The sequence below is a fragment of the Pseudomonas sp. NPDC096925 genome (genome assembly GCF_044762545.1).
Classification (GTDB): Bacteria; Pseudomonadota; Gammaproteobacteria; order Pseudomonadales; family Pseudomonadaceae; genus Aquipseudomonas.
The window spans coordinates 1-25329 of sequence record NZ_JBIWEM010000003.1; the positions used below are offsets into that span (position 1 = coordinate 1).

Here is a 25329-nt window from a genome sequence, read left to right on the forward strand (position 1 = left end):
CTGGATGGCGGAAAGCTTGAACTGTCTGGTGTGCTTGCTCATGTGAAACGCCCCTGAGGTTGGATTTTTGTCCAACATCAGGGGCGCAGTTCAGGTACAACACACTCCTTCAGCTGGTGGGGGCCCTGTGGGAGCGGGCATGCCCGCGAAGCAGGCGACGCAGTGGATGGCACCGGCTACGCCGGTGTTCGCGGGCGCGCCCGCTCCCACATTGCTTGAGCAAGAAAGCGGATGCAGGCGGGGCTGTGGATGCGTACAGTAGGTTGATCGCAACCTGGCAGGAGCCCGCTTATGTCCAGCGCATTCACCTTCATGCAGTCGCCCGTCGGCACCTTGACCCTGGTAGCACGTGGCGAGTGCCTGGCAGCCGTACTCTGGGAGGAGGAGCGGGAAAACCGTGTGCGCCTTGGCGCCCTGCACCGTGACGACCAATGCCCGGTACTGCTGGAAACCGCCCGCCAGCTCGGCGAGTACTTTGCCGGCAAACGTCAGCGTTTCGAACTGGCGCTGGATTTTGCCGGCACCGAATTTCAGCGCCAGGTGTGGGCCGCGCTGCTGGCGATACCGTTCGGAGAGACCCGCAGCTACAGCGACATCGCCCGGCAGATCGGCAACCCCAGCGCGGTGCGTGCAGTCGGCGCCGCCAATGGTCGCAACCCGATCTCTATCATCGCCCCGTGCCATCGGGTAATCGGTGCTTCGGGCAGCCTCACCGGCTTTGCCGGCGGCCTGGCCGCCAAGCAGTACCTGCTGGCGCTGGAGGGCCGGCAAAGCCTGGCGCTGGACCTGTAAGGTGTCAGAACCAGCTGGCGACCAGGCAGGCCAGCACGGCCAGCGCCGTGCCGGCCATCAGGGTGTACTGCCGATGGGCACGGCGTGCATGGGGCTTGACGGCGCGCAGGTACTCGCCGGGTGTCGGCGCATCGGGGCGGTGACGCAAACCCTCGGCCACATCGGCTAGTTGCCCCTGGATGAGCAAACCAGTCAGGTAGTAAGTACAGGCATAGCTCAGCAACGCCAGAAACAGGTAGATCATGCCGGGTGCGGGTCCAGGGGGACCGCCATGGCACTGGCGTTGGCGGTGTCCAGTACGATCAGCCCTTCGCTGTGATCGTCCAGGCTGGCCAGCAAGCGCCCCTGGCTGTCCCACGCCGCCGAGCCACCGGCGCCGATGAAGGTGTCGGCCGGCCCCACGCAGTTGGCCAGCAACACCGGCATGCCCAGCTCGCGAGCCACCTCTGGATAGTGCAGGTAACCCTCGCGGATGCCCTTGGCAGTTTTCGCCACGCTGACCAGGTACAGGTCGGCGCCGTGTGCCCGCGCGGCGGCCGCATGCGCCATGAACATCGATTCGTAGCAGATAGCAGGCGCTACCCGATGCGCGCCCACCTGCAGCAGCAAGGCTTGATCGCCAGGGGTGAACCAGGGCAGTTCATCATCATGCAGGCGCCGCTTGGCATAGGCCTGGCGCGGTGCCCCGGGGCTGAGGATTGGCATGCCGATGCGGATGCCGTCGGGTGCCGGTAGTGGCAGGCCCACGGCGACGGTGATACCCAGCCGGTCGCAGGCTGCCTGCAGCGGGTCCAGCCGTGCCGAGCTGACGGGCAGGGCGGCCTGGCGTGCGAGGCTTGGCTCATAGCCGGTCAGCGACAGTTCGGGGAACACCACCAGTTCGGCGCCAAGGGCCGCAGCCTGCTCGACGCAGGCCAGGTGGCGTTCGAGGTTGGCTTGCACATCGCCCTTGAGCGAGGCCAGTTGCACGGCGCACAACTTCATGAAAAAACCTTCCCTGGTACAGGTTGAAGGGCTGAGCATACTACCGGCACCGAGGCCTGTTCCAGTGAAGGGTTTTTCAGGATGCCGGGTGGAGGGCGAAGCGCTGGCGGAACCAGTCGTTGAGCATGGCCTTCTCGGCATACAGGCGGTCGCTGCTGCTGGCGACCCGGCCCGGGCGGCTGAGGTACATCTTGTCGCTGACCCGCTCCTGCGCCTGCTGGTCGGGTTTGCCCGGTTGGCTGAGGGTGTAGCTGAGGTCGATGGTTGGCCAGGTGATTTCGCGCATGAAGCGTACATCGTAGGCCTGGCTGTGCCAGGGCTCGAAGCGCCCGGCCAGGTCGATGTCGCGGATGTCGATGACCAGTTGCTGGCCGGGTTGCAGGTAGCGTTGGCCAAGCTTCTGCAGGTACTGGGTCAGGGTGTTCATCACATAGGCGTCGGCGCCACGCTCGTACCCGTGGCTGTCGAGGCTGGCATCGCGGAATTTTTCCGGGTGGTCGAAACGCACCTCGACCTGCGCGGCCGGAGCACCTTGTGCCATGCTGTCCAGTGACAGCGCCATGAGCACGGCACACACGAGGGCGGTACGCATGATGCACCTCCGGAGTGGGTTGGCTGTGCCTCCATTTTACCCCTGGCATGGCGGCACCAGCAGAGGAAGATTGTAATGGAACGGTTTCGGCGTCTGATGGCCAACCTGCGGGGACGTGACCTGGCGGTGGGCGATATCCATGGTCACTTCCAGCGCCTGCAGCAATGCCTGGATGCGGTGGGGTTCGATCCGGCCGTGGACCGCCTGTTCAGCGTGGGTGACCTGGTCGACCGTGGCCCGGAAAGCGAAGCGGCGCTGGAATGGCTGGCGCAGCCCTGGTTCCATGCCGTGCAAGGTAATCATGAGGCCCTGGCAATTACCCGCGTACGCGGCGGGCGGCTCGATCTGGACATGTATCGCGCCGCCGGGGGGAGCTGGTTTCTTGACCTTCCACGGAGCGAGCAGTTGCGTTTCGTGGAGCGCTTCGAGAAGCTGCCGATTGCGATAGAGGTTGAAAGTGCGGCGGGTCTGGTAGGCCTGCTGCATGCCGACAGCCCGTATTCCGATTGGGCAGTATTAAGGACCTGGCTGGAACTGGATGACGACCCTGAAGTAAGGGAAGTGTGCCAATGGTCGCGGCGGCGGCTGAAGGTAGGCGATACCCAGCCCGTACAGGGCCTGCGTGCCTTGTTGGTGGGGCACACGCCAGTGCTGGAGGCCAAACTGCTGGGCAACGTCTGGCACCTGGATACCGGGGGCTGGGCCAGTGGCCATTTCACCTTGATGGACATGCGGACCCTGCAACTGCTCAGCCCCAGGCCAGGTGAAACAGCAATGCCGCAGCCAATAGCACCAACATGACCCCGGAGGCCCGTTCCAGCCACGGCAGGCTGCGGGCGAAGCGCCGCAGCACCAGCGGGTTGCCGATGGCCACGGCAACCAACAGGTCCCAGAGCAGCACGATGCTGAACATCCACATGGCGTAGGTTGCTTTCCAGGCAATGCTGGCGTTGGCGACCATGCTGACCAGGCTGGCATAGAACAGCGCATTCTTGGGGTTGAGGATGCCGGACAGGAACCCCATGCCCAATCCCCGCCACCACCCCTGGACTGTTTGCTTGCCGGTGACTGAGCCCAGGCTGGTGTGCCCGGCGTGGCGCAGGAACAGGGTGCCGATGTACAGCAGGTAGCCGGCACCGGCCAGTTGCAGGATGGTGAACAGCAGGCTGCCTTCCTGCAACGCTGACAGACCGGTGAAAGCCATGACGATGAACACGCCATTGGCCAGGGCGATACCCAGGCAGGCGCCGCTGGCAACCCGCCAGCCACTGCTGACCGAGGTACGTGCGACCAGGAAGAAGTCCGGGCCGGGAGAGAGCAGGGCGAGGAAGTGGGCGAGGGCGATGATCAGGAATTGTTCCATTGGGGTGGGCGGCTCTGGCGGAAAAGCCGAACTCTGCCCTTCGGCGCACAAGCCGTATTGAACAATATTGCAGGCTCATTGCCGGGGCTGCTGCGCAGCCCTTTCGCGACACAAGGCCGCTCCCACATTGAACGGCGTACGCAGCACCTGTGGTCGCGAAAGGGGCGCCAAGCGCCCCCATGGTCTCAGAGTCCGTGCAAATCCCGATACTGCCCCGGCGTCACCCCCACATGGGCCTTGAACACCCGCTGGAAATGACTCTGGTCGGCAAACCCGAGCCGATAGGCCACCTCAGCCAGGGCCTGCCCCTCGCTCAACAGCTGGCGCCCACGGTTGACCCTGGCATTGAGCAGGTAGGCATGCGGCGTAAACCCGGTAGCCGCGCGAAATGCGCGAATCAACTGATAGCGCCCAAGCCCGGCGTGCCGTGCCAGTACTGCCAGGCTCAACTGCGCCGGGTCCTGGCCTTCGATATGCGCGATCAGCCCACTCAGCTCGCTCGCCCCCAGGGCAGGTGCCGGCGCCAGCGGCGCGTGCCTGGCAAAGTCCAGGTCACCCAGAAAGGCAATCAGCGCCGCATCCTTCTCACCATTGCTGGCGTTGGAGAACAGCAGACTGTTCAGTTCGCAGAACTGCCGATACACCTCCGGCACCTGGCAGATACGTGCCGGCTCGCCGGGCCCGGTAGCCTCCAGCCCGGACTCCAGGCGCAGCTGCGCCAGCCAGTCGGCATCCACATGCAGCATCTGGTAGCTCCACGCTTGCCCGGGCTCGGGGTTGCAGGCATGTACCCGGTGGGCCGGGACCAGCACCAGCGTGCCGGGCGTCAGGCGTTGCTGGCCGTTGCCGGTACCGGTGAAATGACTGTGGCCGGCATCCACCACACCGATGGAAAACGTCGGGTGGCTGTGGGCCTTGTAGCAGGCGCGGCTATGGCAGGCGCGGCGGCTTTCGACATGCGGCAGGGCCGGGTCGCGCCACAGCGCGGCATGGGAACGGGGCATCACAGGGTCCTCGGTATGCCCGGCAGCTTATCAGGCGCTGCGCACCCATACAGTTTTTTCCGCTGGCTGTAACTTGACCGCACGGCCCGGTACCCGCCGAAATAGACGGCTGTTGCCAAAGGAAAACAATTATGGACCTTTCAAGCCTGCTGCTTTTCATTCCCGCCTGTTTCGCCCTGAACATGGCGCCGGGGCCGAACAACCTGCTGTCGCTGCACAATGCCAGCCGCTACGGCCTGCGCACGGCCTGCGTGGCCGGTGGCGGACGCATCGTCGCCTTCAGCGGCATGATCGCCCTGGCGGCCATGGGGCTGGCCGTGGTGCTGCACACCAGCGAATACCTGTTCCTGGCCATCAAGTTGGCGGGGGCTGCCTACCTGTTCTATATCGCCTGGCAACTGTGGCGGGCACCGGTGGGCGAGGCGGCGGTGGCAGGTGATCAGCCGCGCGGCACCTGGCGCCTGGTACGCCAGGAGTTCTGGATGGCTGCTGGTAATCCGAAGGCTATCCTGATCTTCACCGCGTTCCTGCCGCAGTTCGTTTCGGTCGGCAGTACCACTCCGGTAAGCGAGCAGTTCCTCTGGCTGGGTGCGTTGTTCCTGTTGCTGGAATGGGCCGCCATCGCCATCTACGCCGGCCTGGGGGCGTACCTGCAGCGCTGGTTCAGCCAGCCCGGCCCGCGCCGGTTGTTCAACCGGGTCAGCGCCTCCTTGCTGGGTTGCGCCGGCCTGGGTCTGCTGGCTGCGCGTCGCACTTAATCGCGGTAGAAGGTCTGCACCAGGTGGTAGCCGAACTTGCTCTTGATCGGCCCATGTACCACGCGCAGGGGCTTCTTGAAGATCACCTGGTCAATGGCGCCGACCATCTGCCCGGGGCGAATTTCACCCAGGTCGCCGCCCCGCTTGCCCGAAGGGCAGATGGAGAATTTTTTCGCGAGCACGTCGAAAGCCTCGCCATTGGCGATGCGCTGCTTGAGCTTTTCGGCTTCGTCAGCGGTCTTGACCAGGATGTGGCGGGCTTGGGCTTTCATGGGGTACCTGTGCTTCGGGGGCGAAAAAGGCGCGCATTATGCCTGATCGAGCCGGGTTGAGGCCATTGTGGGAGCGGCCTTGCGTCGCGAAAGGGCTGCAAGGCAGCCCCAGGATTTCAGCAGCGATGAATGAATTTCTGGGGCCGCCCTGCGGCCCTATCGCGACACAAGGCCGCTCCCACGATGACGGTGAATACCTTCATTATGGGGTACGCAACTCCTCACGATCCCGAAACTGCTCCAGCGCCTCGGGGTTGGCCAGGGCATCGGTGTTCTTCACCGGCAGGCCATGCACCACATTGCGAATCGCCAATTCCACCAGCTTGCCGCTGATGGTTCGCGGGATGTCATCGACCTGGGCGATCACCGCCGGGACATGGCGGGGCGTGGTGTACTGGCGGATCACCTGGCGGATGTGCTGGCGCAGGGGCTCATCCAGTTTCAGGCCGTCACGCAGGCGAACGAACAGCACCACCCGCACATCGCCTTGCCAGTCCTGGCCGATGGCCACGCTTTCCAGCACCTGCTCGACCTTTTCCACCTGACGGTAGATCTCTGCCGTGCCAATGCGCACGCCACCGGGGTTGAGGACCGCATCGGAGCGGCCATGAATCACCAGCCCGCCATCGGCACGCTGTTCGGCATAGTCGCCTTGGGCCCACACCCCCGGGAACTGGCTGAAGTAGGCATCGTGGTAACGGCTGCCGTCCGTATCCTTCCAGAACCCCAGTGGCATGGACGGGAAGTTGCGCGTGCACACCAACTCGCCTTTTTCGCCCTGCACCGGCTGGCCGTGCTCGTTCCACACCTCCACCGCCATGCCCAGGCCCTTGCACTGGATTTCGCCACGGCGCACCGGCAGGGTCGGGTTGCCCAGCACGAAACAGGAGACGATATCGGTGCCGCCGGACATCGACGCCAGGCAGAGGTCGGCCTTGATCTTGCGGTACACGTAGTCGTAGCTGTGTGGCGACAGTGGCGAGCCGGTGGACAACAGCAGGCGCAAGCGCCCCAGTTGATGGCTTGCCGCAGGCTCCAGGCCCGCCTGCTCCAGCGCCGCCAGGTACTTGGCGCTGGTACCGAAGGCCTGGATGCCCTCGGCGTCGATCAGGTCCAGCAGCCGCTCGGGGCCGGGGTGGAAGGGCGAGCCGTCGTACAGCACCAGCGTGGCGCCCACCGCCAGGCCGCTGGCCAGCCAGTTCCACATCATCCAGCCGCAGGTGGTGTAGTAGAACAGCACGTCATCGGCCTTCAGGTCGTTGTGCAGGCCATGTTCCTTCAGGTGCTGCAACAACACGCCGCCGGCGCGGTGGACGATGCACTTGGGCACGCCGGTGGTGCCGCTGGAGTACAGGATGTACAGCGGGTGGTCGAAGGGCAGCGGGGTGAAGCTGGGGGCGCCGCCAGGCTGAAAGAACTCATCCCATAGGCTGACGTTGGCGGCCAGGAACTCGTCGGCGCGCGTACCATTGCGGGTATGGGGCACCACGATCAGCCGTTCCAGACCGGGCAACTGCGCGCACACCTGGTTCACCTTGTCCACCTGGTCGATGGCTTTGCCGGCGTACTGGTAGCCGGCGCAGGCTATCAGCAGCTTGGGCTCGATCTGGCCGAAGCGGTCGATGATGCCATGTACGCCGAACTCGGGCGAGGAACTGGACCAGACCGCACCGAGGCTGGTGCAGGCAAGCATGGCAACCAGTGTCTGCCAGGTATTGGGCATGACGGCGGCTACCCGGTCGCCGGGGACGATGCCGGCCGCCTTGAAGGCTTTTTGCAGGCCGGCCACCTGGGCGGCCAGCTGGGCATGGGTGAACTGCTGGCGTTGGCCGTCTTCGCGCACGGCGACCAGGGCCGGGCGGTCGTCGCGGCGGCGCAGCAGGTGTTCGGCGAAGTTGAGGGTGGCGTTGGCGAACCACTGGGCATCGGGCATCTGCGGCCCTTCGCTGAGCACCTGGCTCGGCGGGGTATGCCAGTGAACGTGGAAATAGTCGGCAAGGGTTTGCCAGAAGGCAGGGCGCTGCTCGATGCTCCAGCGGTGCAGCGCCTGGTAGTCGTCGAGTTGCAGGTTGTAGCGCAGGTTGACCCGGCGGCGGAAGGCATCCATCCGGCTGGCCTCGATCTGCGCCGTGGAGGGGCGCCAGAGCACATCGTTCATGCCGAACCTCCAGGTGATCATTTGGATTCGACGGCCTATTCGCGGGCACGCCCGCTCCCACAGGTACAGCGTAGACATCCAGCCCAGTGATATCCTGTGGGAGCGGGCGTGCCCGCGAAGAAGCCCCCTGGCAGCAGGGGCTTGCGCGTTACTCTACTTTAGCCTTTTGCACGTCCTGCGACGCGCTCCAGACGCGGTAGCGCACTTCGACATCCTTGGGCACATACACCACCACCGGTAGCTTGCTGTTGTAGCGCAGCATGAAGCCTTCACCGACCACCGGCACGAAGGCCTCGGTCTTCTTGCCATCGGGGCAGGCCATCAATGTGCTGACCGGGCCGCTGACCTTGTCCAGGTGGTAGTAGCTGTAGCCCCAGCCTTCCAGGGTTCGTTCCTCCAGGCTGCCGCCCAGGCGCTGGCGATTGCAGTCCACCTTCAGGGTCTTGCCGGCGAGGATTTCCAGCTGATAGGCCGATTCATCAGCCTGGGCCGGCAGGTGGATGACCTGCCGGGTGAAGCCTTTTTCCGCCTCGGGGTAGGGCGCGACGTCCTTCAGGCTGGCTGCCATCGCGGGTGCGGCGGCAGCCAGGGTCAGGGCCAGGATCGCGGTCATCGGGGTTGGGCGCATAGGGCCTCCTTGCAGATAAACGAATGCAGGACCGCCGCCAGGCCCAGGCCGCCCGTCACTGGGCCAACCAGCCACCATCGACGTTCCAGGCGGCACCGCGAACCTGGCTACCGGCCTCGCTGCACAGGAATAGTACCAGCTCACCCAGGTGTTCGGGGGTGACGAAGGCCAGTGATGGCTGTTTTTCTGCCAGCAGATCGTGCTGCGCTTGCAGCGGATCGCCACCGTTGGCAGCACGATCGTCGATCTGCTTCTGTACCAGCGGGGTCAGCACCCAGCCAGGGCAGATGGCATTGCAGGTGACGTTGCTGGTGGCGGTTTCCAGGCCTACCACCTTGGTCAGGCCGACCACGCCGTGCTTGGCCGCCACATAGGCCGCCTTGCCGGTCGAGCCGACCAGGCCATGCACCGAGGCGATGTTGATGATGCGCCCCCAGTTGCGCATGCGCATGCCGGGCAGGGCCAGGCGCGTACCGTGGAACACGGCCGACAGGTTGAGGGCGATGATCTTGTCCCAGCTTTCCAGCGGGAATTGCTCCACCGGCGCCACATGCTGGATACCGGCGTTGTTGACCAGAATGTCGACGCCGCCGAACTCGCGCTCGGCCAGGGTGAACAGCGCTTCGATCTGGGCCACGTCCGACAGGTCGGCCGGGTGATGGGCTACCTTCACCCCGTGCCGGGCGATCTCGGCCAGCGCCGGTGCCGGGTCGCCGAAGCCGTTGAGCATGATGTTGGCGCCTGCGCGAGCCAGCACCTGGGCAATGCCCAGGCCGATGCCGCTGGTGGATCCGGTGACGAGTGCAGTCTTGCCTTTGAGGGTCATGCAAAGCTCCTTAGACGATGCCGGTGGCGTAGAACGTGGCGATGACCACGAACACCGCCAGGGTCTTGATCAGGGTAATACCGAAAATGTCCTTGTAGGCCTCGCGATGGGTCAGCCCGGTTACGGCCAGCAAGGTGATGACCGCGCCATTGTGCGGCAGGGTGTCCATGCCGCCGCTGGCCATGGCAGCCACCCGGTGCAGCACTTCGAGCGGGATGTTGGCGGCATTGGCGGCGGCGATGAAGCTGTCGCCCATTGCCGCCAGGGCGATGCTCATGCCGCCCGAGGCAGAGCCGGTGATACCGGCCAGCAAGGTCACGGTGATGGCTTCGTTGACCAGCGGGTTGGGGATGCCGCGCAGGGCATCGGCCAATACCAGGAAGCCCGGCAGCGAGGCGATTACCGCGCCAAAACCGTATTCCGAGGCGGTATTCATGGCCGCCAGCAAGGCACCGCCCACGGCGCTTTTGCTGCCTTCGGCCAGGCGGGAGCGGATGGCACCGAAGGCACACACCAGCACCATCAGGATGCCTACCAGCAACGCCGCCTGCACTGCCCAGATGGCGGTGAGCTTGGCCACATCGCTTTGCACCGGCGCGCTCATGCCGGGCAATTGCAGGCTGTGGCTGGGGCCGTACCACTGCGGGATCCAGTGGGTGAACAGCAGGTTCATCACCCCCACCAGCAGCAGCGGCGACAGGGCCAGCCAGGGGTTGGGCAGGGCCAGGTCGGCAGCGGTTTCCGGCTCGTTGCGCAAGTCGCTGCCATAGCCTTCACCGGCGCGCAGGGCCTTGTTGCGCTGGCGTTGCAGGTAGGCCATGCCGACGCAGAACACGAACAGCGTGCCGATCAGGCCCAGCCAGGGCGCGGCCCAGGCGGTGGTGTTGAAGAAGGTGCTGGGGATGATGTTCTGGATCTGCGGGGTACCGGGCAGGGCGTCCATGGTGAACGAGAACGCGCCCAGGGCAATGGTTGCCGGGATCAGGCGCTTGGGGATATTGCTCTGGCGGAACATCTCGGCAGCGAACGGGTACACCGCGAACACCACCACGAACAGCGAGACACCGCCGTAGGTGAGCAGGGCGCAGACCAGCACGATCACCAGCATTGCCTGGCGGGTGCCGAGCACGCGGATGGCGGCGGCAACGATCGAGCGGGAAAAGCCGGACAGCTCGATCAGCTTGCCGAACACGGCGCCCAGCAGGAACACCGGGAAGTAGAGCTTGATGAAGCCGACCATTTTCTCCATGAACACCCCGGTGAATGCGGGGGCCACGGCGGACGGGTCGGTGAGCAGTACCGCGCCGAGGGCGGCGATGGGGGCAAAGAGGATTACGCTGTAGCCACGGTAGGCAGCCAGCATCAGCAGGGCCAGCGCGGCAAGGGCGATGAGCACGGTCATCGGGTGAGTCTCCTGGGTGAGTCTTGTTTTTATCGGTGAGCAGGAGTTAGCGGGAATCGTGCCAGTTTTTAACTCATTGATTTATATGAGTATTTTGTTTTCTTGTGATTTTTTGTCTCTGGCTTGAGACGTTGGGGCCGCTTTGCGGCCCATTGCGACACAAGGCCGCTGCTACAAGTGAACCGCGATCTCCTGTAGGAGCCGCCTTGTGTCGCGATCGAGGGCAAAGCCCTCGCGGCAATCTTGAAATGGAAACAAAAGTCTCCAATCAGAGACCAAGTACTACCATCTTCTTGTACAGCGTCGACCGCCCCAGTCCCAACGCCGACGCAGCTTCCGATACATTTCCCGCATGCTCGGCCAGTGCCCCGGCAATCAGCTCCCGCTCAAACGCCTCACAGGCCTCGCGGTAAGTCTGCCGCACAGGCGTAGTCGCCACCGGGCTCAACGGCCCCAATGCCGCCCGTAGATCCGCTACCCCCAGCCGCGGCTGGTCCGCCAGCAGCGTGGCCCGCTCCAGCACATTGCGCAGCTCGCGAATGTTCCCCGGCCATGCATGCCGCGCCAATAGCTGCTGCGCTTCGGCCTCCAACTCATACTGGCTGCCCAGCTCACCCAATATGGCTTCGCACAGCGCCGGCAGGTCCTCCAGCCGTTGCCGCAGTGGCGGCACCTCGATCGGCAGCACATTCAGCCGGTAATACAGGTCGGCGCGGAATGCCCCGCGGGCGATGGCGGCCTGCAGGTCGATGGAGGTGGCGGCAATGATGCGCACATCGCTACGCAGCATCTGGTTCGAGCCGACCGGCTCATACTCCTTTTCTTGCAACACCCGTAGTAGCTTGCTCTGCAGGGCCAGCGGCATGTCGCCGATCTCGTCGAGGAACAGCGTGCCGCCTTCGGCCAGTTGCAGCTTGCCGCTGCGGCCCTTGCGATCAGCCCCGGTAAAGGCACCGGGGGCGGTGCCGAAGAACTCGGCTTCCAGCAGTGTCTCGGGAATCGCCGCACTGTTGATGCTGACGAACGCCTTGTGCGCCCGCGCCGACGCCGCGTGGATGGCATGGGCCAACAGCTCCTTGCCGGTGCCGGTTTCGCCCAGCAGCAACACTGGCGAGTCACTGCTCGCACCGCGCCGTGCGCGGCGCTTGGCCTCCAGGCTGGCGGCGCTGCTGCCGACGAACTGGGCGAAGCTGTACTTGGCCTGGCGTGCGCGCAACTGCGAGCGGGTCGAGGCCAGCTCCTGCTGCATGCTGGAGTAGCGTTTGAGCAGCGGCGACAGGCTGCGCAACTCATCGAACAGGGCAAAGCCGATGGCGCCGATCAGCGCGCCCTGGTCGTCGTGGATGGGCAGGCGCATCACCACCAGCGGCTCGTTCGGGGTGTCGAGCATGTCCAGCAGTATCGGCCGGCCATTGCTCACCACCTCGCGCATCAGGCTGCCCGGGATCACCGCTTCGCAGGGTTGGCCAATGGCGCTGGCCGCGTCGGCCAGGCCAAAGCGCCGGGCATACCGTTCGTTCATCCAGACGATGCGCGCCTGGCGGTCGACGATTACCGTGCCTTCGCTGGACTGTTCGATGATTTCGAACAGCGAGCGGATCGCCAGTTGCCGTACCTGGGGGTAGTCCTTGAGGCTGTCGCTGTCGTGCATGGGTAAAAATCCTGAAATCTGTATAAGCGGGGCCGACCACTTCGCGGGTAAACCCGCTCCCACAAGTTCACTACAAATCCTGAAGACTGTGGGGTACCTGTGGGAGCGGGTTTACCCGCGAAGTGGCCAGACCTGAAAAACTATCCCCTTGGGTCGAACGCCTCACGCAAGGCATCCCCGATAAACACCAGCAGCGACAGGATCACCGCCAGTGCAAAGAACGCGGTGAAGCCCAGCCATGGCGCCTCCAGGTGCTGTTTGCCCTGGGTCACCAGTTCACCCAGCGAAGCACTCCCGGCCGGCATGCCGAAACCGAGAAAATCCAGTGCAGTCAGGGTGGTAATCGCCCCGGTCAGCATGAACGGCACATAGGTCAGCGTCGCGTTCATGGCGTTGGGCAGGATATGCCGCAGCATCACCTGGCTGTCTGACAGCCCCAACGCCCGGGCGGCCTTCACGTACTCCAGGTTGCGACCGCGCAGGAACTCGGCGCGCACCACATCGACCAGGGTCAGCCAGGAGAACAACGCCATGATCCCCAGCAGCCACCAGAAGTCCGGCTCGACGAACCCGCTGAGGATGATCAGCAGGTACAGCACCGGCAACCCCGACCACACCTCCAGCAAACGCTGGCCGAACAGGTCGACCCAGCCGCCGTGGTAGCCCTGCAAGGCCCCGGCCGTCACCCCGATCAGCACGCTGACCAGGGTCAGGGCGAAGGCGAACAGCAAGGACACCCGCGTGCCATACAGCACCCGGGCCAGCACATCGCGGCCCTGGTCGTCGGTCCCCAGCCAGTTGCTCGCGCTTGGCGGGCTGGGGGTGGGCACTTGCAGGTCGTAGTTGGGGGTGTCGGCGCTGAACGGGATCGGTGCGAACAGCATCCAGCCGCCTTGCTGTTCGATCAGTTGGCGTACATAGGCGCTGCGGTAGTCCGGCTGGAACGGCAGCTGGCCGCCGAACTGCTGCTCGCTGTAGCGCTTGAGCGCCGGCACATACAGCTCGCCCTTGTAGCCCAGCAGCAGCGGTTTGTCGTTGGCCACCAGCTCGGCACACAGGCTCAGCAGCAGCAGGCCGGCGAACAGCCACAGCGAGACCCAGCCGAGGCGGTTGCGGCGAAAGCGTTTCAGGCGACGACGCGAAATCGGTGAAAGCATCAGTGCGCCCTCGTGTCGAAGTCGATACGCGGGTCGAGCAGCGTGTACGACAGATCGCCGATCAGGCGGATCAGCAGGCCCGCCAGGGTGAAGATGAACAGCGTGCCAAACACCACCGGGTAGTCCCGCGACACAGCCGCTTCGTAACTCATGCGGCCCAGGCCATCGAGCGAGAAGATCACCTCGATCAGCAACGAGCCGGCAAAGAACACCGTGATCAACGCCTGCGGCAATCCGGCCACCACCAGCAGCATGGCATTGCGCAGCACGTGGCCATACAGCACCCGACGCTCGCTCAGGCCCTTGGCGCGGGCGGTAACCACGTATTGCCGGGAAATCTCGTCGAGGAAGGCGTTCCTGGTCAGCAGTGTCAGGGTGGCGAAACCGCCGATCACCAGGGCGCCGACTGGTAGCACCAGATGCCAGAAGTAGTCGGCGACCTTGCCCAGCAGGCTGAGCTCGTCGAAGTTGTCCGAGACCAGGCCGCGCACCGGGAACCAGTCGAGCGAGGTTCCGCCGGCGAACAGCACGATCAGCAACAGGGCGAACAGGAACGAGGGCAGGGCATAGCCAACCACGATCAGCGCGCTGCTCCAGGCATCGAAGCGGCTGCCATGGCGAACCGCCTTGCGGATGCCCAGCGGGATCGATACCAGGTAGGTGATCAGCGTGGCCCAGAAGCCTAGCGACAGAGTGACTGGCAATTTGTCGAGGATCAGGTCGGTGACCTTGGCGCCGCGGAAGAAGCTGTTGCCGAAGTCCAGCCGGGCATACTGGCCCAGCATCAACCACAGGCGCTCGGGGGCGGATTTGTCGAAGCCGTACTGGCGCTTGATCTCCTCGATCAGTTTCGGGTCCAGGCCACGGGTGGCCCGTGACTCGCCGTGCACCACCTCGGCCCGGGCGCCGGGAGCGCCGCCGCCAATCCCTTGCAAGCGTGCCACCGCCTGTTCCACCGGGCCACCCGGTGCGGCCTGGACGATGGCGAAGTTGACCAGCAGGATCGCCAGCAAGGTCGGGATGATCAGCAGCAGGCGGCGCAGGATGTAGGCGGTCATGGCGAGGATTTCCGGCGTTCGGCCATTTGCGCGTTGGTCAGCGCGGTGGGGCTGACTTCCCACCAGGTGTCCAGGCCTTCGTCATAGGCAGCCTGGACTTTGGGCACGCCGAAGCGGTTCCACCAGACGGTGGAACTGCCAGGCGGGTAGTAGTTGGGGATCCAGTAATAGTTCCATTGCAGCACCCGGTCCAGGGCATGGGCGTGGTGCAGCATGTCGGCCTGGGTGTCGGCGCGCACCAGGCCGTCGATCAGGCGGTCCACAGCGGGGTCCTGCAGCACCATCAGGTTATTCGACCCGGGGTCGTGGGCCGCTGCCGAGCCAAAGTAGTTGTACAACTCGGCACCGGGCGACAGGGTGACCGGGTAACCGGTGACGATCATGTCGTAGTCACGCGCCATCAGGCGGTTGACGTACTGGGCGGAGTCGACGTTGCGGATGTCCAGGGTCACACCAATCTGGGCCAGGTTGCGCTTCCACGGTAGCAGCAGGCGTTCCATGCCTGCCTGGCCATTGAGGAAGGTGAACGCCAGCGGCGTGCCCTGGCTGTTCACCAAGCGGTCGCCTTCGGGGCGCCAGCCGGCTTGCTCGAGCAGCGCCAGTGCCTGCAGCTGCTGCTTGCGGATGATCCCTGATCCATCGGTGACCGGGGCGGTGAACACGGTGCTGAAGACTTCGTCCGGTACCTTGCCGCGCAACGGTTCGAGCAGTTTCAACTCGCCTGCATCCGGCAGTTTGCGGGCGGCCAGTGGGGTATTGGAGAACACGCTCTGCTGGCGGATGTACATGTTGCGCATCATCTGCCGGTTGCTCCACTCGTAGTCCCACAGCATGCCCAGCGCCTGGCGCACGCGACGGTCCTTGAACTGCGGCTGGTCGAGGTTGAACACAAAGCCCTGGGCCACCTGCGGCTTGGCCGGGCCCAGGTGGGCGCGCTGCAGGCGGCCGTCGTCCAGTTGCGCGCCGTTGTAGCCCAGGGTGTAGGCGGTGGCAGAGAATTCGCGGTTGTAGTCGTAGCCACCGCCCTTGAGCACTTGCCGCGCCACTTCGGTATCGCCGAAGTACTCGATGCGCAGTTTGGCGAAATTGTAGCGCCCACGGCTGACCGGAAGGTCGCGCGCCCACCAGCCGGGGTCGCGCTCGAAGGTGATGCTGCGGCCATTGTCGATGTGCCCGATACGGTACGGCCCGCTGCCGACCGGCTTGTCGAAGCCGGCACCGTTGGCGAAATCGCGCTGCTGCCAGTCGTGTTCGGGCAGTACCGGCAGGCCGGCGAGGTCCAGTGGCAGGGTGCGGCCGTGGTCGGGCTTGAAGTCGAAGCGCACGCTGTGCGGGCTTTCCACGATGACGGCGGCAACATCGGCGAACTGGGTGCGGTACTTGAGGCTGCCCTTGCTCATCAGCAGCTCGAAGGTAAAGCGTACGTCCTCGGCGCGCACCGGCTTGCCATCGGCGAAGGTGGCGCGCGGGTCGATCTCGAAACGCAGCCAGGCATCGTCCGGGCCGCGCTCCATGCGCCGGGCGATCAGGCCGTAGACGGTGTAGGGCTCATCGAACGAGCGCACGGCCAGTGGCGCATACAGCAGGCCATCGACCTCGCTGACGCCGATGCCTTTGTCGATGTACGGCAGGATATGATCGAACTGGCCGATCTCGATGGCCGAACGGCGCAGGATGCCACCTTTGGGGGCGTTTGGGTTGACGTAGTCGAAATGCTGGAAGCCGGCGTGGTAGCGGGGGGCTTCGCCGTAGACGGTGAGGGCGTGGGTGGGGGCGGCGTGGGCGTTGACAGCCAAGCAAAGCAGGAACAGGCACCACAATCTCTGTGGGAGCGGCGGTGCGCCGCTGCGACGTGCCCGCGAATGCGTCCGAGCATGCAGCCTCGTCGTCTGGGCTGACGCATTCGCGGGTAAACCCGCTCCCACAGGGGATCTCATCACCTGAACAGGTGAATCAGTCCTGGCGGCTGGTCACTTCCAGCAAGTGGTAGCCGAACTGGGTCTTCACCGGGCCTTGCACGGTGTTGATCGGGGCGCTGAACACCACGGTGTCGAACTCCTTGACCATCTGGCCCGGGCCGAACGAGCCCAGGTCACCGCCCTGGCGGCTGGACGGGCAGGTGGAGTTGGCTTTGGCAATTTCAGCGAAGTCGGCGCCTGCTTCGATCTGGGCTTTCAGTTCTTTGCATTTGTCTTCGCTGCTGACCAGGATGTGGCGGGCGGTTGCACGGGCCATGGGTACTGCTCCTTGGGGTAAAAAGGCAAGCCTAGCGCACTTGTCCGGGGTATGTCTCGCCAGGCTTGCAACCCGCTGCCTACAGTTTTTGTGCCGCCTCACGCAACAGGGTTTCGGTCGAGGCCCAGCCCAGGCAACCATCGGTGATCGACACGCCGTATTTCAGCGCGCCCTTGCCCAGCGCCTGGCAGCCGTCGAACAGGTGCCCTTCGATCATCACGCCAACGATCGAGCGGTCACCGGCCATGCGCTGCTCCAGCACATCGTTGAATACCGCCGGCTGACGCGCCGGGTCCTTGCCGCTGTTGGCGTGGCTGCAATCGACCATGATCCGCCCCTGCAGCCCGGCCTTGGCCAGTGCCTGGCGGGCCATGGCGATGCTGTTGGCGTCAAAGTTCGGGCCTTTGTGGCCGCCGCGCAGCACCAGGTGGGTGTCCGGGTTGCCCAGGGTTTCGATGATGGCCGGGTAACCCTGCGCATCCATGCCGAAGTGGCGGTGCGGGTGGGCGGCGCTGCGCATGGCGTCGCTGGCGATGGCGATGCCGCCGTCGGTGCCGTTCTTGAAACCGACCGGCAGCTCCAGGCCACTGACCATTTCGCGGTGGATCTGCGATTCGGTGGTGCGTGCGCCAATCGCGGCCCAGGCCAGCAGGTCATCGAAGTAGCCGGCGGCCATGGGCTGCAGCAGTTCGGTGGCGACCGGCAGGCCGCGCTCGATCATGTTCAGCATCAGCCCGCGGGACAGGGCGATGCCGGCGTGCATGTCGTCGCTGCCATCGAGGTGCGGGTCGTAGGCCAGGCCTTTCCAGCCGACCGTGGTGCGGGGCTTTTCGACGTAGGCGCGCATCACCAGCAGCAGCTTGTCGTCGACTTCGCGGCTGAGGGCGGCCAGGCGGTCGGCGTATTCCAGGGCCGAGCGCGGGTCGTGGATCGAGCACGGGCCAACGATCACCAGCAGGCGCTGGTCGCGGCCTTCGAGGATGTCGCGGATGGCCTGGCGGTGGGCATGGACTTGCTGGGTAAGTTCGCTGGACAGCGGCATTTGCTGCTTGAGCAGGTGCGGGCTGGGCAGGCGCTGGGTGACGGTGGTGTTGGCGGCTTGCGGCTGGGTCAGGGCGAGGCTGGAAGCTTGCATGGCGTTTTTTCCCTGGGCGGACGGCGGGTTCTGGCCCGCGTGGTCGGCCCTATCGAGGTGTTCGACAGATCGTTGAATTCGTATTGGCTGCTGCATTGCCACCTGTGGAAGACCGAACGGAGGCGGCAGGCTGGCCCGAACGGGATTGGCTAAATCGCCAGGCGTAGGTGTTTGCGTAGTAATAGGTGGCGTAGTTCATGAATCTGTCCTCAATGTGAATCGGTGTTGTTCAAAGGCCTGAAAAGCAAAACCCCCGGTCGGGAAGCCGACCGGGGGTTTGAGTATTCTCATGTTCGGCGGCCCCTCGAAGGTGGGCGCCGTGTGGGTATCGGCGCCTAGTGGCTAAACCAATACCCGAAGTAATAGCTGGCAGGTGCCACGCAGCCGGCAACGGCCAGCACAGGACGCAGGGTGCGACCGGTGTGGTTGGCGTGGTTGCGGGTGTGTTTTGGCATGTTGCTCTCCAGTGAATGAGCCCGAGCTTACTTCAGTTCGGTCGGGCCATTCAATGGATAAATGCTATGGGGGCGATCATTTGTTTTTGTACTGGATGGTTCAATGGCCATAGCGCCCGACCAGGCTCTGCGCCCCTAGCGCGTGGCCTTGCAGCAGTTGCAGCAGGCCACTGCGGTCCAGGCCCTCGGGCAGGGTGCCCAATGGCAGGTCGGTGGCGATCAGCGTCAGTGCGTAGTGGTGCGGGTTGTCGCCGGCGGGTGGGCAGGGGCCTCGGTAGCTGAGCGTGCCCCGCGAGTTGCGACCCACGGTCACGCCTGGCCCGGTCAGCCCGGCGATGCCTTCCTTCAGCCCATCCTGGGCCGGGTCAATGTTGTAGGCGATCCAGTGGACCACGCCAATACCCTTGCCGCCGTCCGGGTCGAACATGATCAGGGCCAGCGACCGGGTGCCTGCGGGGAGGTTGTCCCAGCTCAGTTGCGGGGTGCGCTCTTCGCCAGCGCCGCAGGCCGGGTCCGGGCCAACCTGCTGCAGGGCGATCACGCCACCATCGGTGAACGACGACGAACTGATCGACAGCGCACCCTGGCCGCCAGCGACGGCCAGGGTGCTGCACGGCAGCAGGGCGGCAAGCAGCCAGGGTTTGAGGTTCATGGTGAATCCTTGGCAGGGCGTTCGGGCGCAGTGTAGCCCAGGCTGGCCTCAATGGCTGTCCTGGTCCTCGGCGGTGCCGCCGGTGCGCCCGGCGCCGGAACCGGTGGCTTCGCCGGTGCTGTTGGAGCCGCCAGCGGCGCCGTCGGCGGCATCGCTGTTGCTGCCGGTGTCGCTGCTGTCGTTGCCTTTGCTGCTGCCAGGGCTGTTGACGCTGCTACCTTCACCGGCAGTCTTGCCACCGGACTGGTCGGTTTGCGGGTGGCTGTCGGTATGGGTGTCGGTGGCGGCCAGGCTGGTGCCAGTGGCGGCGGCCAGGGCAAGGGCAAGGCACAGCGAGAGTGGGCGAATGCGGATCATGGAACGTCTCCTTTGCGGATGATCTGTCATTCGTTGGGCTGGGGGCGGGGAGTGGGGTGCCGTCTGGGCGACGGATGGTCATTCGATCAGGCTGCTGTGCAGCCCGATCGATTGCAAGGGGGCCGATCAGCGGCAGTTGCCCGCCTTGCGATACCCCGCTGCCTGCGCCTCACCCTCTGTGGCGAAGGTGACCTGGTTCTTCACGGTAACCTGGGTATAGCCCGGGCAGCCGACGGAGAGGTGATAGACGTGGCTGTTGCGGTTGCCAAGCACCGCTCCTACCGACTCGGCACTGGCCAGGCTCGGCTTGGCCTCTGGCTTGGCAGCCTTCGCCGGCACCGCTTGCACCACGCCACTGCCGACCGGCTTGTAGTTGGCGGTCCATTTGCGTTCCCCGGTCACGAAGGGGTTGGCATGCCCCATGATCGCGGCAATGCGCCGGTCACGCTCTTTTTCCCAGGCCGACACCGGGTGCTGTTTGTCCCAGGCCATCAGCAACTGTTGCTGTTGGCGCGACATGCTCAGCTTGTAGCGGTCGTACATATAGAAGGTGGTGCGGGCGACCAGGCCTTTCACTTCGTCACGGGGTTCGGCAGCACGCTGCACGAAGTCGACCTTGGTGCTGCACTGCCCGTATTGCCCTGCATTGCCAGCAACCATGCCGTAGTTGAAATTGCTGCGGTCGCCGTTGACCTCGCCTACTGCCGGGTACAGGTTGAACAGGTCGGCCTCCATGGCGCGGAACACCGGGTCGTCATCCACGCAATGCTCGCGGCCACCGTTCTTCCAGCACTGGCGCTGGTTGCCAAAGGTATAGGCCGGCACGATGTGCTCCCATTCGGTGCGCTCTGCTCGGTTCTGCTGCTTGCGGGTCTGGTAGCCGCACGAGGCGGCATCGATACGCCCGCCGGACTTGCCCACCCAGGTCCATTTGCAGCCGCAGTACAGGTCGCCCATGGCACTACTGGCCTGGTCCATGTACACCTTCTGCTTGGCCACTACCTTGGCCTCGGTGAAGGTCGCCGGCGGGTTGGCCAGGGCGGGGAGGGTGAAGGAAAATAGTAAGGATACGGCGTAAAGCAGTGATTTCATGAGAAAAACATATTTCAGGTCGGGGCGCGCATTGTAATCATTTCCTCGGGGCTGGCCAGCCTGGACAAGTTGACTGTCAACTTGCGCGCTCTTACAGCGGCTCGCAATAAAGGCTTCAATCCGTGAGGGTCGGCACGAACAGGCCAGTCTTCACATTGCTCATCGACACCAGTGTCTTGAAGCGCTTGACGTTGTTGTTCTCGAAGAACAGTTCACGGGTCAGCTGGGTGTACTGCTCCATGTGCCGCACCAGCATGATCAGCACGAAATCGCATTCCCCGGCCACGTAGTAGCACTGTTGCACCTGCGGGCAGGCGAGGAAGGCGCGTTTCATCTCGTCCAGCAGGTCCAGGCGCTCGTTCTCCACTTCAACCTCGGTGATCACGGTCAGCGTGTACCCCAGCTGCTCCGGGTTCACCTGTGCCACCGTGCCGCGGATCACGCCGTCGGCCGTCAGCTTCTTCAGGCGCCGGTTGACCGCCGCCGAGGACAGGTTGACCTGCGCACCGAGGTCCAGCTGTGAAGTGCCGGCGTCGCGCTGCACGGCATCGAGCAGGGCCAGGTCGAAGTGATCGAGGGGCATGGGAGGGGCTCCGTAGGCGAACAGCGGTAAATGCCGAAAGTGCGTAATAAAAATGCATGAATTGGCCAAAAATCAAGATTTTCATACGCGGCGAGCGAATAGAATTTCCCGTGAACAGAAACGGCGGTGTAGAGCCAAGGCTTTTCACCCAGGGAGAAACGGTTGATGAATGCGAGTACCCCACTGCAACTGAACGGCGCTTTGCTGCTGCAGCAGATCCGTGCACTCGGCCAGGTAGGTGTTGACGCCACGCATGGCGGGCGCACCCGGATCGCCCTGAGCGATGCCGACAAGGCCGGGCGCGACCTGCTGGTCGGCTGGATGCGCGAGCTTGACCTCGACGTGCAGGTCGACCGCATCGGCAACATTTTCGGTACGTTACGCGCAGCCGCTGACCGCGGCGAGCAAAGCCCGCTGATGATGGGTTCGCACATCGACACTGTCACCAACGCCGGAGCCCTGGATGGCTGCTATGGCGTGCTGGCCGGATTGGCGGTGGTTCGGGCGTACCGTGAGGCCGGGCGCTTGCCTGAGCGTTCGATCACGGTCGGCGCGTTCACCAATGAAGAAGGTGTGCGCTACCAGCCCGACATGATGGGCTCACTGGTTTACGCCGGCGGCCTGCCTTTGCAACAGGCACTGGATACCCTTGGCACCGACGGTACGCGCCTTGGCGATGAACTGGCGCGCATCGGCTATGCCGGCACGCTGGAGCCTGGCGCCATCGTGCCGCACGAATACCTCGAACTGCATATCGAGCAGGGGCCGGTCCTCGAAGCCGAAAACACCCTGATCGGCGTGGTCGAGAACCTGCAGGGCATTTCCTGGCAGCATGTAGAGGTGAAGGGACACGCCAACCATGCCGGCACCACGCCAACCGACCTGCGCCATGATGCAGGCTTCGTCGCCAGTGCCATCGTTGCCGAGTTGCGCGCCATGGCCGTGGATTCCGGCACGACCCTGGCCACGGTCGGCTGCATGCAGTTCGAGCCTAACGTGATCAATGTCATCCCGCGCAAGGCCACCTTCACCGTTGACCTGCGCGACCCCGACGAAACCTGCCTGGCTTACGCCGAAAGCCGTCTGAACCAATACCTGGAGGCGCTCGCCGAGCGTGAAGGGGTCACCATTACCACCGAGCGCCTGGTGCGTTTCGAGCCGGTGATCTTCGACGCAGGCCTGGCCGATGCCATCGAAGCCTCGGCCCGGCGTTTCGGTTTCAGCCACCGGCGCATGACCTCTGGCGCCGGCCACGACGCGCAAATGATCGCCCGCATTGCCCCCGCCGCGATGATCTTCGTGCCCAGCCAGGGCGGCATCAGCCACAACCCGCGCGAGCATACCGATGACGAACAACTGATTCAGGGCGCCCAGGTGCTGCTGGATGTCGTCAGCCGTCGCCTGACCCACGCCTGATCCCCACTGTAATGCCCCGCCCGCTGAAGCCTGGTTTCAGCGGCATGGGCTTCATGTTGCCTGTAGAAAGGAGTGCCGCATGTTTGTTTCCAACCCCAAGGCTGGCCGCCAGCCTTACCCGCAAGCGTTGCAGGAGGTGATGAGCATCGCCAAGGCTGAAGAAAGCCGCCAGTGGCTGGCCGGCTGGGCGCGCTTGAACGCAGGTGCTACGCCGCTGTACAGCCTGCCTGACCTGGCCGCGGAGCTGGGCGTTGCCCAGCTGACGGTGAAGGACGAATCGGTGCGTTCGGAACTGGGCAGTTTCAAGGCGCTGGGCGCGCCGATTGCCCTGGTCCGGCTGATCCTGCGTACCTTCCCCGCGCAGCAGTTCGACCCGCGCGGCTTGCTGGCAGGCCAGTACGCGAACCTGCTGGCTCCCTTCACCGTGGTCAGCGCCACCGATGGCAACCATGGCAAGGGCCTGGCGGCCGCCGCGCAAAGCATCGGCTGCCACTGCGTGATCGTGCTGCATGCCAACGTCAGCATAGAGCGCGAGCAGGCGATTGCCGCCTACGGCGCGCGGATCGTGCGCATTGCCGGCAATTACGACGAGTCGGTCCAGCACGCTGCGGAGCTGGCGGCCAGCAACGGCTGGACCGTGGTTTCCGATACCTCTTATGAGGGCTACGAAGTGATCCCGCGTGATGTGATGCAGGGCTACGGCACCATCGCCGCAGAAATCATCGAAGCCACTGCCGGCCAGCCGCCTTTCACCCACGTGTTCCTGCAGGGCGGGGTGGGTGGCCTGGCGGCTGGCATCGTCAGCTACCTGTGGGAGCACTACGGCGCACAACGCCCATTGATGGTCATGGTCGAGCCGGAGCAGGCGGACTGCCTGTACCAGAGTGCCTTGCTCGGCAAACCGGCCAGGGCGACCGGTTCGGTGGACTCGGTAATGGCGGGCCTGGCGTGCGGCGAGACATCGCCATTGGCCTGGCGATTCCTTGAGCCGAGCGTCGATTACTTCATGACCATCACCGATGACCAGGCTGTTGCCGCCATGCGCCGCCTGGCGGCTGGCAGCGCTCGCGACATTCCACTGGTGGCGGGTGAGTCCAGCGTCGCCGGCCTGGCCGGGCTTGCCCACCTGGTAACGGATGCTGGCGCAGCTGCCGACCTGGGTCTCGACGGCAACGCCCGCATCCTCTTCATCAGTACCGAAGGCGCCACCGCCCCTGGCGTCTACGCCGATCTGCTGGGCGAGTCGGCCAGCTCGGTACTGGCACGCCAGCAAACCTGGGTACGCACCTGATCCACCCCTTGAGGGCCAGGTTATACCGGCCCTTCCGGTCAACGCCCGACGTTGGCCCAGCAACAGGAACTTCAAGCATGAGCAATGACCCTGCATTCGAACAGCGCCTCAAGCACTGGCGGCACGCGTTTCACCGCCACCCGGAAACCGGCTTCGAAGAGTTCGACACTGCCGAACAGGTCGCCAGCATCCTGGCCAGCTTTGGCCTGGAGGTGCACCGAGGCATCGGTGGCACTGGCCTGGTTGCCAGCCTCACTGTCGGTGACGGCCCGGGCGTGATCGGCCTGCGTGCCGACATGGATGCCCTGAACATCACCGAACAGGCGCATGAACGGCCCCATGCGTCCTGCAACCACGGCAAGATGCACGCCTGCGGCCATGACGGGCACATGGCGATGGTACTGGGGGCCGCAGACCTGCTGTGCCGCGAGCGCAACTTCAACGGTACCGTGCGTTTCCTGTTCCAGCCGGCCGAGGAGCATGGACGCGGGGCCAAGGCGATGATGGCCGATGGCTTGTTCGAGCGCTTCCCGGTCGATGCCCTGTATGGCGCGCACAACATGCCGGGCATGCCGGCTGGCCATATTGCCACGCGGGCTGGCGGGATCATGGCCAGCGAGGACAACTTCGTCATCCACATCCAGGGCAAGGGTACCCATGCCGCACGGCCGCACATGGGCATCGACCCGATGGTGATCGGTGCCGAGATCGTGCTGGCCTTGCAGACCATTGTCGCGCGCAATGTCGACCCGAGCCTTTCAGCAGTGGTTTCCTGCACCGAGTTCATTACTGATGGCATCCGCAATGCGATACCTACCCATGTCACGATCAAGGGCGACACCCGCAGTTACAGCCCCGAGGTACAACGCTTGCTGGAGAAGCGCATGCGCGAGATCAGCGAGGGTATCTGCCACTTGCACGGTGCAACCTGCCGGTTCGAGTACAGCCACGAGTTTGCGCCGACGGTGAACTGGGCGGCGAACACGGAAATTGCCGTGGCGGCGGCGCGCAATGTGGTGGGGGCGCAGGCGGTGAATGCCGAAGTGATGCCGATGATGATTTCCGAGGACTTCGGTGCGTTCCTGCAGCAGGTGCCGGGCAACTTCGTGTTCATCGGCAATGGTACCGAGGGCGAGGCGGGGGCTACGCCGTTGCATAACGCTTCGTATGATTTCAACGATGCGATCCTGGCGACCGGGGCCCGCTATTTTGCCGAGGTGGCAAGGGTCAGCCTGCCGCGTTGATCGTTGAATCAGGGGCCGCACAGGGACCGCACAAATTTAAAGCATTGTGCGGTCTCTGTGGGAGATTGCCCAGCCCTTTGGGCCGCGCTCTCGCACAGATAACTGAATTCGCAAGCGATACTCGTACCCTGTGGGAGCGGCTTTAGCCGCGAAGCATCCAACGCGGTGCATGGCACCGGCTGCGCCGGTGTTCGCGGCTAAAGCCGCTCCTACAGGGTCCCTGC

26 protein-coding genes are annotated in these 25329 nt (G+C 64.5%); 6 read left to right on the plus strand and 20 right to left on the minus strand.

What is annotated here, in order from left to right; translation table 11 throughout:
* The first annotated feature begins 291 nt into the window (after positions 1-291).
* On the plus strand, positions 292-792 hold the full coding sequence (locus ACIQYU_RS10585; protein WP_025339247.1) for a methylated-DNA--[protein]-cysteine S-methyltransferase: 501 nt from the start codon (positions 292-294) through the stop codon (positions 790-792).
* A 4-nt stretch (positions 793-796) separates the two neighbouring features.
* On the opposite strand, the gene ACIQYU_RS10590 is transcribed toward ACIQYU_RS10585, so the two are convergent.
* The 3 genes from ACIQYU_RS10590 to ACIQYU_RS10600 all read right to left on the minus strand — a co-directional run bounded on the left by ACIQYU_RS10590 (position 797) and on the right by ACIQYU_RS10600 (position 2368).
* Entirely contained in the window at positions 797-1036 is a 240-nt protein-coding gene (locus tag ACIQYU_RS10590; RefSeq protein WP_063914779.1) for a hypothetical protein, read from the minus strand.
* On the minus strand, positions 1033-1776 hold the full coding sequence (locus tag ACIQYU_RS10595) for a carbon-nitrogen hydrolase family protein (RefSeq protein WP_207837296.1): 744 nt from the start codon (positions 1774-1776) through the stop codon (positions 1033-1035). Before ACIQYU_RS10595 ends, ACIQYU_RS10590 begins: the two co-directional genes overlap by 4 nt.
* A 76-nt stretch (positions 1777-1852) precedes the next feature.
* Positions 1853-2368, minus strand: coding sequence for a DUF3016 domain-containing protein (locus tag ACIQYU_RS10600; protein WP_207837298.1), 516 nt, complete (start codon positions 2366-2368; stop codon positions 1853-1855).
* 75 nt (positions 2369-2443) lie between these two features.
* Between ACIQYU_RS10600 and ACIQYU_RS10605 the strand changes: the two genes are divergently transcribed.
* Complete coding sequence (locus ACIQYU_RS10605) at positions 2444-3169, plus strand: metallophosphoesterase (protein WP_343586462.1); 726 nt, start codon at positions 2444-2446, stop codon at positions 3167-3169.
* Here ACIQYU_RS10605 and ACIQYU_RS10610 read toward each other — a convergent pair.
* Both ACIQYU_RS10610 and ACIQYU_RS10615 read right to left on the minus strand, forming a co-directional pair.
* Positions 3117-3731, minus strand: a complete 615-nt coding sequence (locus ACIQYU_RS10610; protein WP_207837300.1) for a LysE family translocator — start codon at positions 3729-3731, stop codon at positions 3117-3119. The two genes, ACIQYU_RS10605 and ACIQYU_RS10610, sit on opposite strands and share 53 nt — an antisense overlap.
* Before the next feature lie 185 nt (positions 3732-3916).
* Positions 3917-4735: an AraC family transcriptional regulator gene (locus ACIQYU_RS10615; protein ID WP_343586456.1), complete on the minus strand. Its 819-nt coding sequence runs from the start codon at positions 4733-4735 to the stop codon at positions 3917-3919.
* A 131-nt stretch (positions 4736-4866) separates the two neighbouring features.
* Here ACIQYU_RS10615 and ACIQYU_RS10620 point away from each other — a divergent pair, with 131 nt between their 5' ends.
* Positions 4867-5493, plus strand: a complete 627-nt coding sequence (locus ACIQYU_RS10620; protein WP_207837305.1) for a LysE family translocator — start codon at positions 4867-4869, stop codon at positions 5491-5493.
* Here the strand turns inward: ACIQYU_RS10620 and ACIQYU_RS10625 are convergent.
* The 15 genes from ACIQYU_RS10625 to ACIQYU_RS10695 form a co-directional block, all read right to left on the minus strand.
* Positions 5490-5765: a peptidylprolyl isomerase gene (locus ACIQYU_RS10625; RefSeq protein WP_016715601.1), complete on the minus strand. Its 276-nt coding sequence runs from the start codon at positions 5763-5765 to the stop codon at positions 5490-5492. The two genes, ACIQYU_RS10620 and ACIQYU_RS10625, sit on opposite strands and share 4 nt — an antisense overlap.
* 202 nt (positions 5766-5967) lie before the next feature.
* On the minus strand, positions 5968-7923 hold the full coding sequence (locus ACIQYU_RS10630; RefSeq protein WP_402799554.1) for an acetoacetate--CoA ligase: 1956 nt from the start codon (positions 7921-7923) through the stop codon (positions 5968-5970).
* A 148-nt stretch (positions 7924-8071) separates the two neighbouring features.
* Complete coding sequence (gene eco, locus ACIQYU_RS10635) at positions 8072-8551, minus strand: serine protease inhibitor ecotin (RefSeq protein ID WP_207837310.1); 480 nt, start codon at positions 8549-8551, stop codon at positions 8072-8074.
* A 55-nt stretch (positions 8552-8606) separates the two neighbouring features.
* Entirely contained in the window at positions 8607-9377 is a 771-nt protein-coding gene (gene hbdH / locus ACIQYU_RS10640) for a 3-hydroxybutyrate dehydrogenase (RefSeq protein WP_207837313.1), read from the minus strand.
* Between the two features lie 10 nt (positions 9378-9387).
* Complete coding sequence (locus ACIQYU_RS10645; RefSeq protein WP_063914769.1) at positions 9388-10779, minus strand: GntP family permease; 1392 nt, start codon at positions 10777-10779, stop codon at positions 9388-9390.
* 268 nt (positions 10780-11047) lie between these two features.
* Positions 11048-12430 (minus strand): sigma-54 interaction domain-containing protein, encoded by a 1383-nt coding sequence (locus ACIQYU_RS10650; protein WP_402799560.1) that lies wholly within the window; start codon positions 12428-12430, stop codon positions 11048-11050.
* 140 nt (positions 12431-12570) lie between these two features.
* Complete coding sequence (locus ACIQYU_RS10655; protein ID WP_207837318.1) at positions 12571-13587, minus strand: ABC transporter permease; 1017 nt, start codon at positions 13585-13587, stop codon at positions 12571-12573.
* Positions 13587-14645 (minus strand): microcin C ABC transporter permease YejB, encoded by a 1059-nt coding sequence (locus tag ACIQYU_RS10660; protein ID WP_207837321.1) that lies wholly within the window; start codon positions 14643-14645, stop codon positions 13587-13589. The genes ACIQYU_RS10655 and ACIQYU_RS10660 overlap by 1 nt, the downstream gene beginning before the upstream one ends.
* A complete protein-coding gene (locus ACIQYU_RS10665; RefSeq protein WP_233688312.1) occupies positions 14642-16585 on the minus strand; it encodes an extracellular solute-binding protein in 1944 nt (647 codons plus the stop codon). Before ACIQYU_RS10665 ends, ACIQYU_RS10660 begins: the two co-directional genes overlap by 4 nt.
* A gap of 13 nt (positions 16586-16598) precedes the next feature.
* Positions 16599-16880, minus strand: a complete 282-nt coding sequence (locus ACIQYU_RS10670; protein ID WP_233688311.1) for a peptidylprolyl isomerase — start codon at positions 16878-16880, stop codon at positions 16599-16601.
* A 79-nt stretch (positions 16881-16959) separates the two neighbouring features.
* Positions 16960-18015, minus strand: a complete 1056-nt coding sequence (locus tag ACIQYU_RS10675) for a 3-deoxy-7-phosphoheptulonate synthase (RefSeq protein ID WP_233688310.1) — start codon at positions 18013-18015, stop codon at positions 16960-16962.
* 555 nt (positions 18016-18570) lie between these two features.
* Complete coding sequence (locus ACIQYU_RS10680) at positions 18571-19122, minus strand: YbhB/YbcL family Raf kinase inhibitor-like protein (protein WP_063914763.1); 552 nt, start codon at positions 19120-19122, stop codon at positions 18571-18573.
* 48 nt (positions 19123-19170) lie between these two features.
* Positions 19171-19479 (minus strand): hypothetical protein, encoded by a 309-nt coding sequence (locus tag ACIQYU_RS10685; RefSeq protein WP_207837331.1) that lies wholly within the window; start codon positions 19477-19479, stop codon positions 19171-19173.
* A gap of 126 nt (positions 19480-19605) precedes the next feature.
* Positions 19606-20571: an endonuclease gene (locus tag ACIQYU_RS10690; protein ID WP_402799565.1), complete on the minus strand. Its 966-nt coding sequence runs from the start codon at positions 20569-20571 to the stop codon at positions 19606-19608.
* Positions 20572-20686: 115 nt separating this feature from the next.
* A complete protein-coding gene (locus ACIQYU_RS10695) occupies positions 20687-21154 on the minus strand; it encodes an Lrp/AsnC family transcriptional regulator (protein WP_233694820.1) in 468 nt (155 codons plus the stop codon).
* 165 nt (positions 21155-21319) lie between these two features.
* Here ACIQYU_RS10695 and ACIQYU_RS10700 point away from each other — a divergent pair, with 165 nt between their 5' ends.
* The 3 genes from ACIQYU_RS10700 to ACIQYU_RS10710 all read left to right on the plus strand — a co-directional run bounded on the left by ACIQYU_RS10700 (position 21320) and on the right by ACIQYU_RS10710 (position 25105).
* A complete protein-coding gene (locus tag ACIQYU_RS10700) occupies positions 21320-22570 on the plus strand; it encodes a Zn-dependent hydrolase (RefSeq protein WP_402799568.1) in 1251 nt (416 codons plus the stop codon).
* A gap of 79 nt (positions 22571-22649) precedes the next feature.
* Positions 22650-23861: a diaminopropionate ammonia-lyase gene (locus ACIQYU_RS10705; RefSeq protein ID WP_241106761.1), complete on the plus strand. Its 1212-nt coding sequence runs from the start codon at positions 22650-22652 to the stop codon at positions 23859-23861.
* A gap of 77 nt (positions 23862-23938) precedes the next feature.
* Entirely contained in the window at positions 23939-25105 is a 1167-nt protein-coding gene (locus tag ACIQYU_RS10710; protein WP_402799572.1) for a M20 aminoacylase family protein, read from the plus strand.
* Positions 25106-25329: the final 224 nt, after the last annotated feature.

Coding starts and splice junctions, on each gene's coding strand:
- ACIQYU_RS10660 (WP_207837321.1), bottom strand. CDS start 14,645: ATGACCGCCTACATCCTGCGCCGCCTGCTGCTGATCATCCCGACCTTG.
- ACIQYU_RS10695 (WP_233694820.1), bottom strand. CDS start 21,154: ATGCCCCTCGATCACTTCGACCTGGCCCTGCTCGATGCCGTGCAGCGC.
- ACIQYU_RS10670 (WP_233688311.1), bottom strand. CDS start 16,880: ATGGCCCGTGCAACCGCCCGCCACATCCTGGTCAGCAGCGAAGACAAA.
- ACIQYU_RS10650 (WP_402799560.1), bottom strand. CDS start 12,430: ATGCACGACAGCGACAGCCTCAAGGACTACCCCCAGGTACGGCAACTG.
- ACIQYU_RS10620 (WP_207837305.1), top strand. CDS start 4,867: ATGGACCTTTCAAGCCTGCTGCTTTTCATTCCCGCCTGTTTCGCCCTG.
- ACIQYU_RS10680 (WP_063914763.1), bottom strand. CDS start 19,122: ATGAACCTCAAACCCTGGCTGCTTGCCGCCCTGCTGCCGTGCAGCACC.
- ACIQYU_RS10625 (WP_016715601.1), bottom strand. CDS start 5,765: ATGAAAGCCCAAGCCCGCCACATCCTGGTCAAGACCGCTGACGAAGCC.
- ACIQYU_RS10605 (WP_343586462.1), top strand. CDS start 2,444: ATGGAACGGTTTCGGCGTCTGATGGCCAACCTGCGGGGACGTGACCTG.
- ACIQYU_RS10690 (WP_402799565.1), bottom strand. CDS start 20,571: ATGAAATCACTGCTTTACGCCGTATCCTTACTATTTTCCTTCACCCTC.
- ACIQYU_RS10630 (WP_402799554.1), bottom strand. CDS start 7,923: ATGAACGATGTGCTCTGGCGCCCCTCCACGGCGCAGATCGAGGCCAGC.
- ACIQYU_RS10675 (WP_233688310.1), bottom strand. CDS start 18,015: ATGCAAGCTTCCAGCCTCGCCCTGACCCAGCCGCAAGCCGCCAACACC.
- ACIQYU_RS10610 (WP_207837300.1), bottom strand. CDS start 3,731: ATGGAACAATTCCTGATCATCGCCCTCGCCCACTTCCTCGCCCTGCTC.
- ACIQYU_RS10585 (WP_025339247.1), top strand. CDS start 292: ATGTCCAGCGCATTCACCTTCATGCAGTCGCCCGTCGGCACCTTGACC.
- ACIQYU_RS10590 (WP_063914779.1), bottom strand. CDS start 1,036: ATGATCTACCTGTTTCTGGCGTTGCTGAGCTATGCCTGTACTTACTAC.
- ACIQYU_RS10655 (WP_207837318.1), bottom strand. CDS start 13,587: ATGCTTTCACCGATTTCGCGTCGTCGCCTGAAACGCTTTCGCCGCAAC.
- eco (WP_207837310.1), bottom strand. CDS start 8,551: ATGCGCCCAACCCCGATGACCGCGATCCTGGCCCTGACCCTGGCTGCC.
- ACIQYU_RS10705 (WP_241106761.1), top strand. CDS start 22,650: ATGTTTGTTTCCAACCCCAAGGCTGGCCGCCAGCCTTACCCGCAAGCG.
- ACIQYU_RS10700 (WP_402799568.1), top strand. CDS start 21,320: ATGAATGCGAGTACCCCACTGCAACTGAACGGCGCTTTGCTGCTGCAG.
- ACIQYU_RS10710 (WP_402799572.1), top strand. CDS start 23,939: ATGAGCAATGACCCTGCATTCGAACAGCGCCTCAAGCACTGGCGGCAC.
- ACIQYU_RS10600 (WP_207837298.1), bottom strand. CDS start 2,368: ATGCGTACCGCCCTCGTGTGTGCCGTGCTCATGGCGCTGTCACTGGAC.
- hbdH (WP_207837313.1), bottom strand. CDS start 9,377: ATGACCCTCAAAGGCAAGACTGCACTCGTCACCGGATCCACCAGCGGC.
- ACIQYU_RS10645 (WP_063914769.1), bottom strand. CDS start 10,779: ATGACCGTGCTCATCGCCCTTGCCGCGCTGGCCCTGCTGATGCTGGCT.
- ACIQYU_RS10685 (WP_207837331.1), bottom strand. CDS start 19,479: ATGATCCGCATTCGCCCACTCTCGCTGTGCCTTGCCCTTGCCCTGGCC.
- ACIQYU_RS10595 (WP_207837296.1), bottom strand. CDS start 1,776: ATGAAGTTGTGCGCCGTGCAACTGGCCTCGCTCAAGGGCGATGTGCAA.
- ACIQYU_RS10615 (WP_343586456.1), bottom strand. CDS start 4,735: ATGCCCCGTTCCCATGCCGCGCTGTGGCGCGACCCGGCCCTGCCGCAT.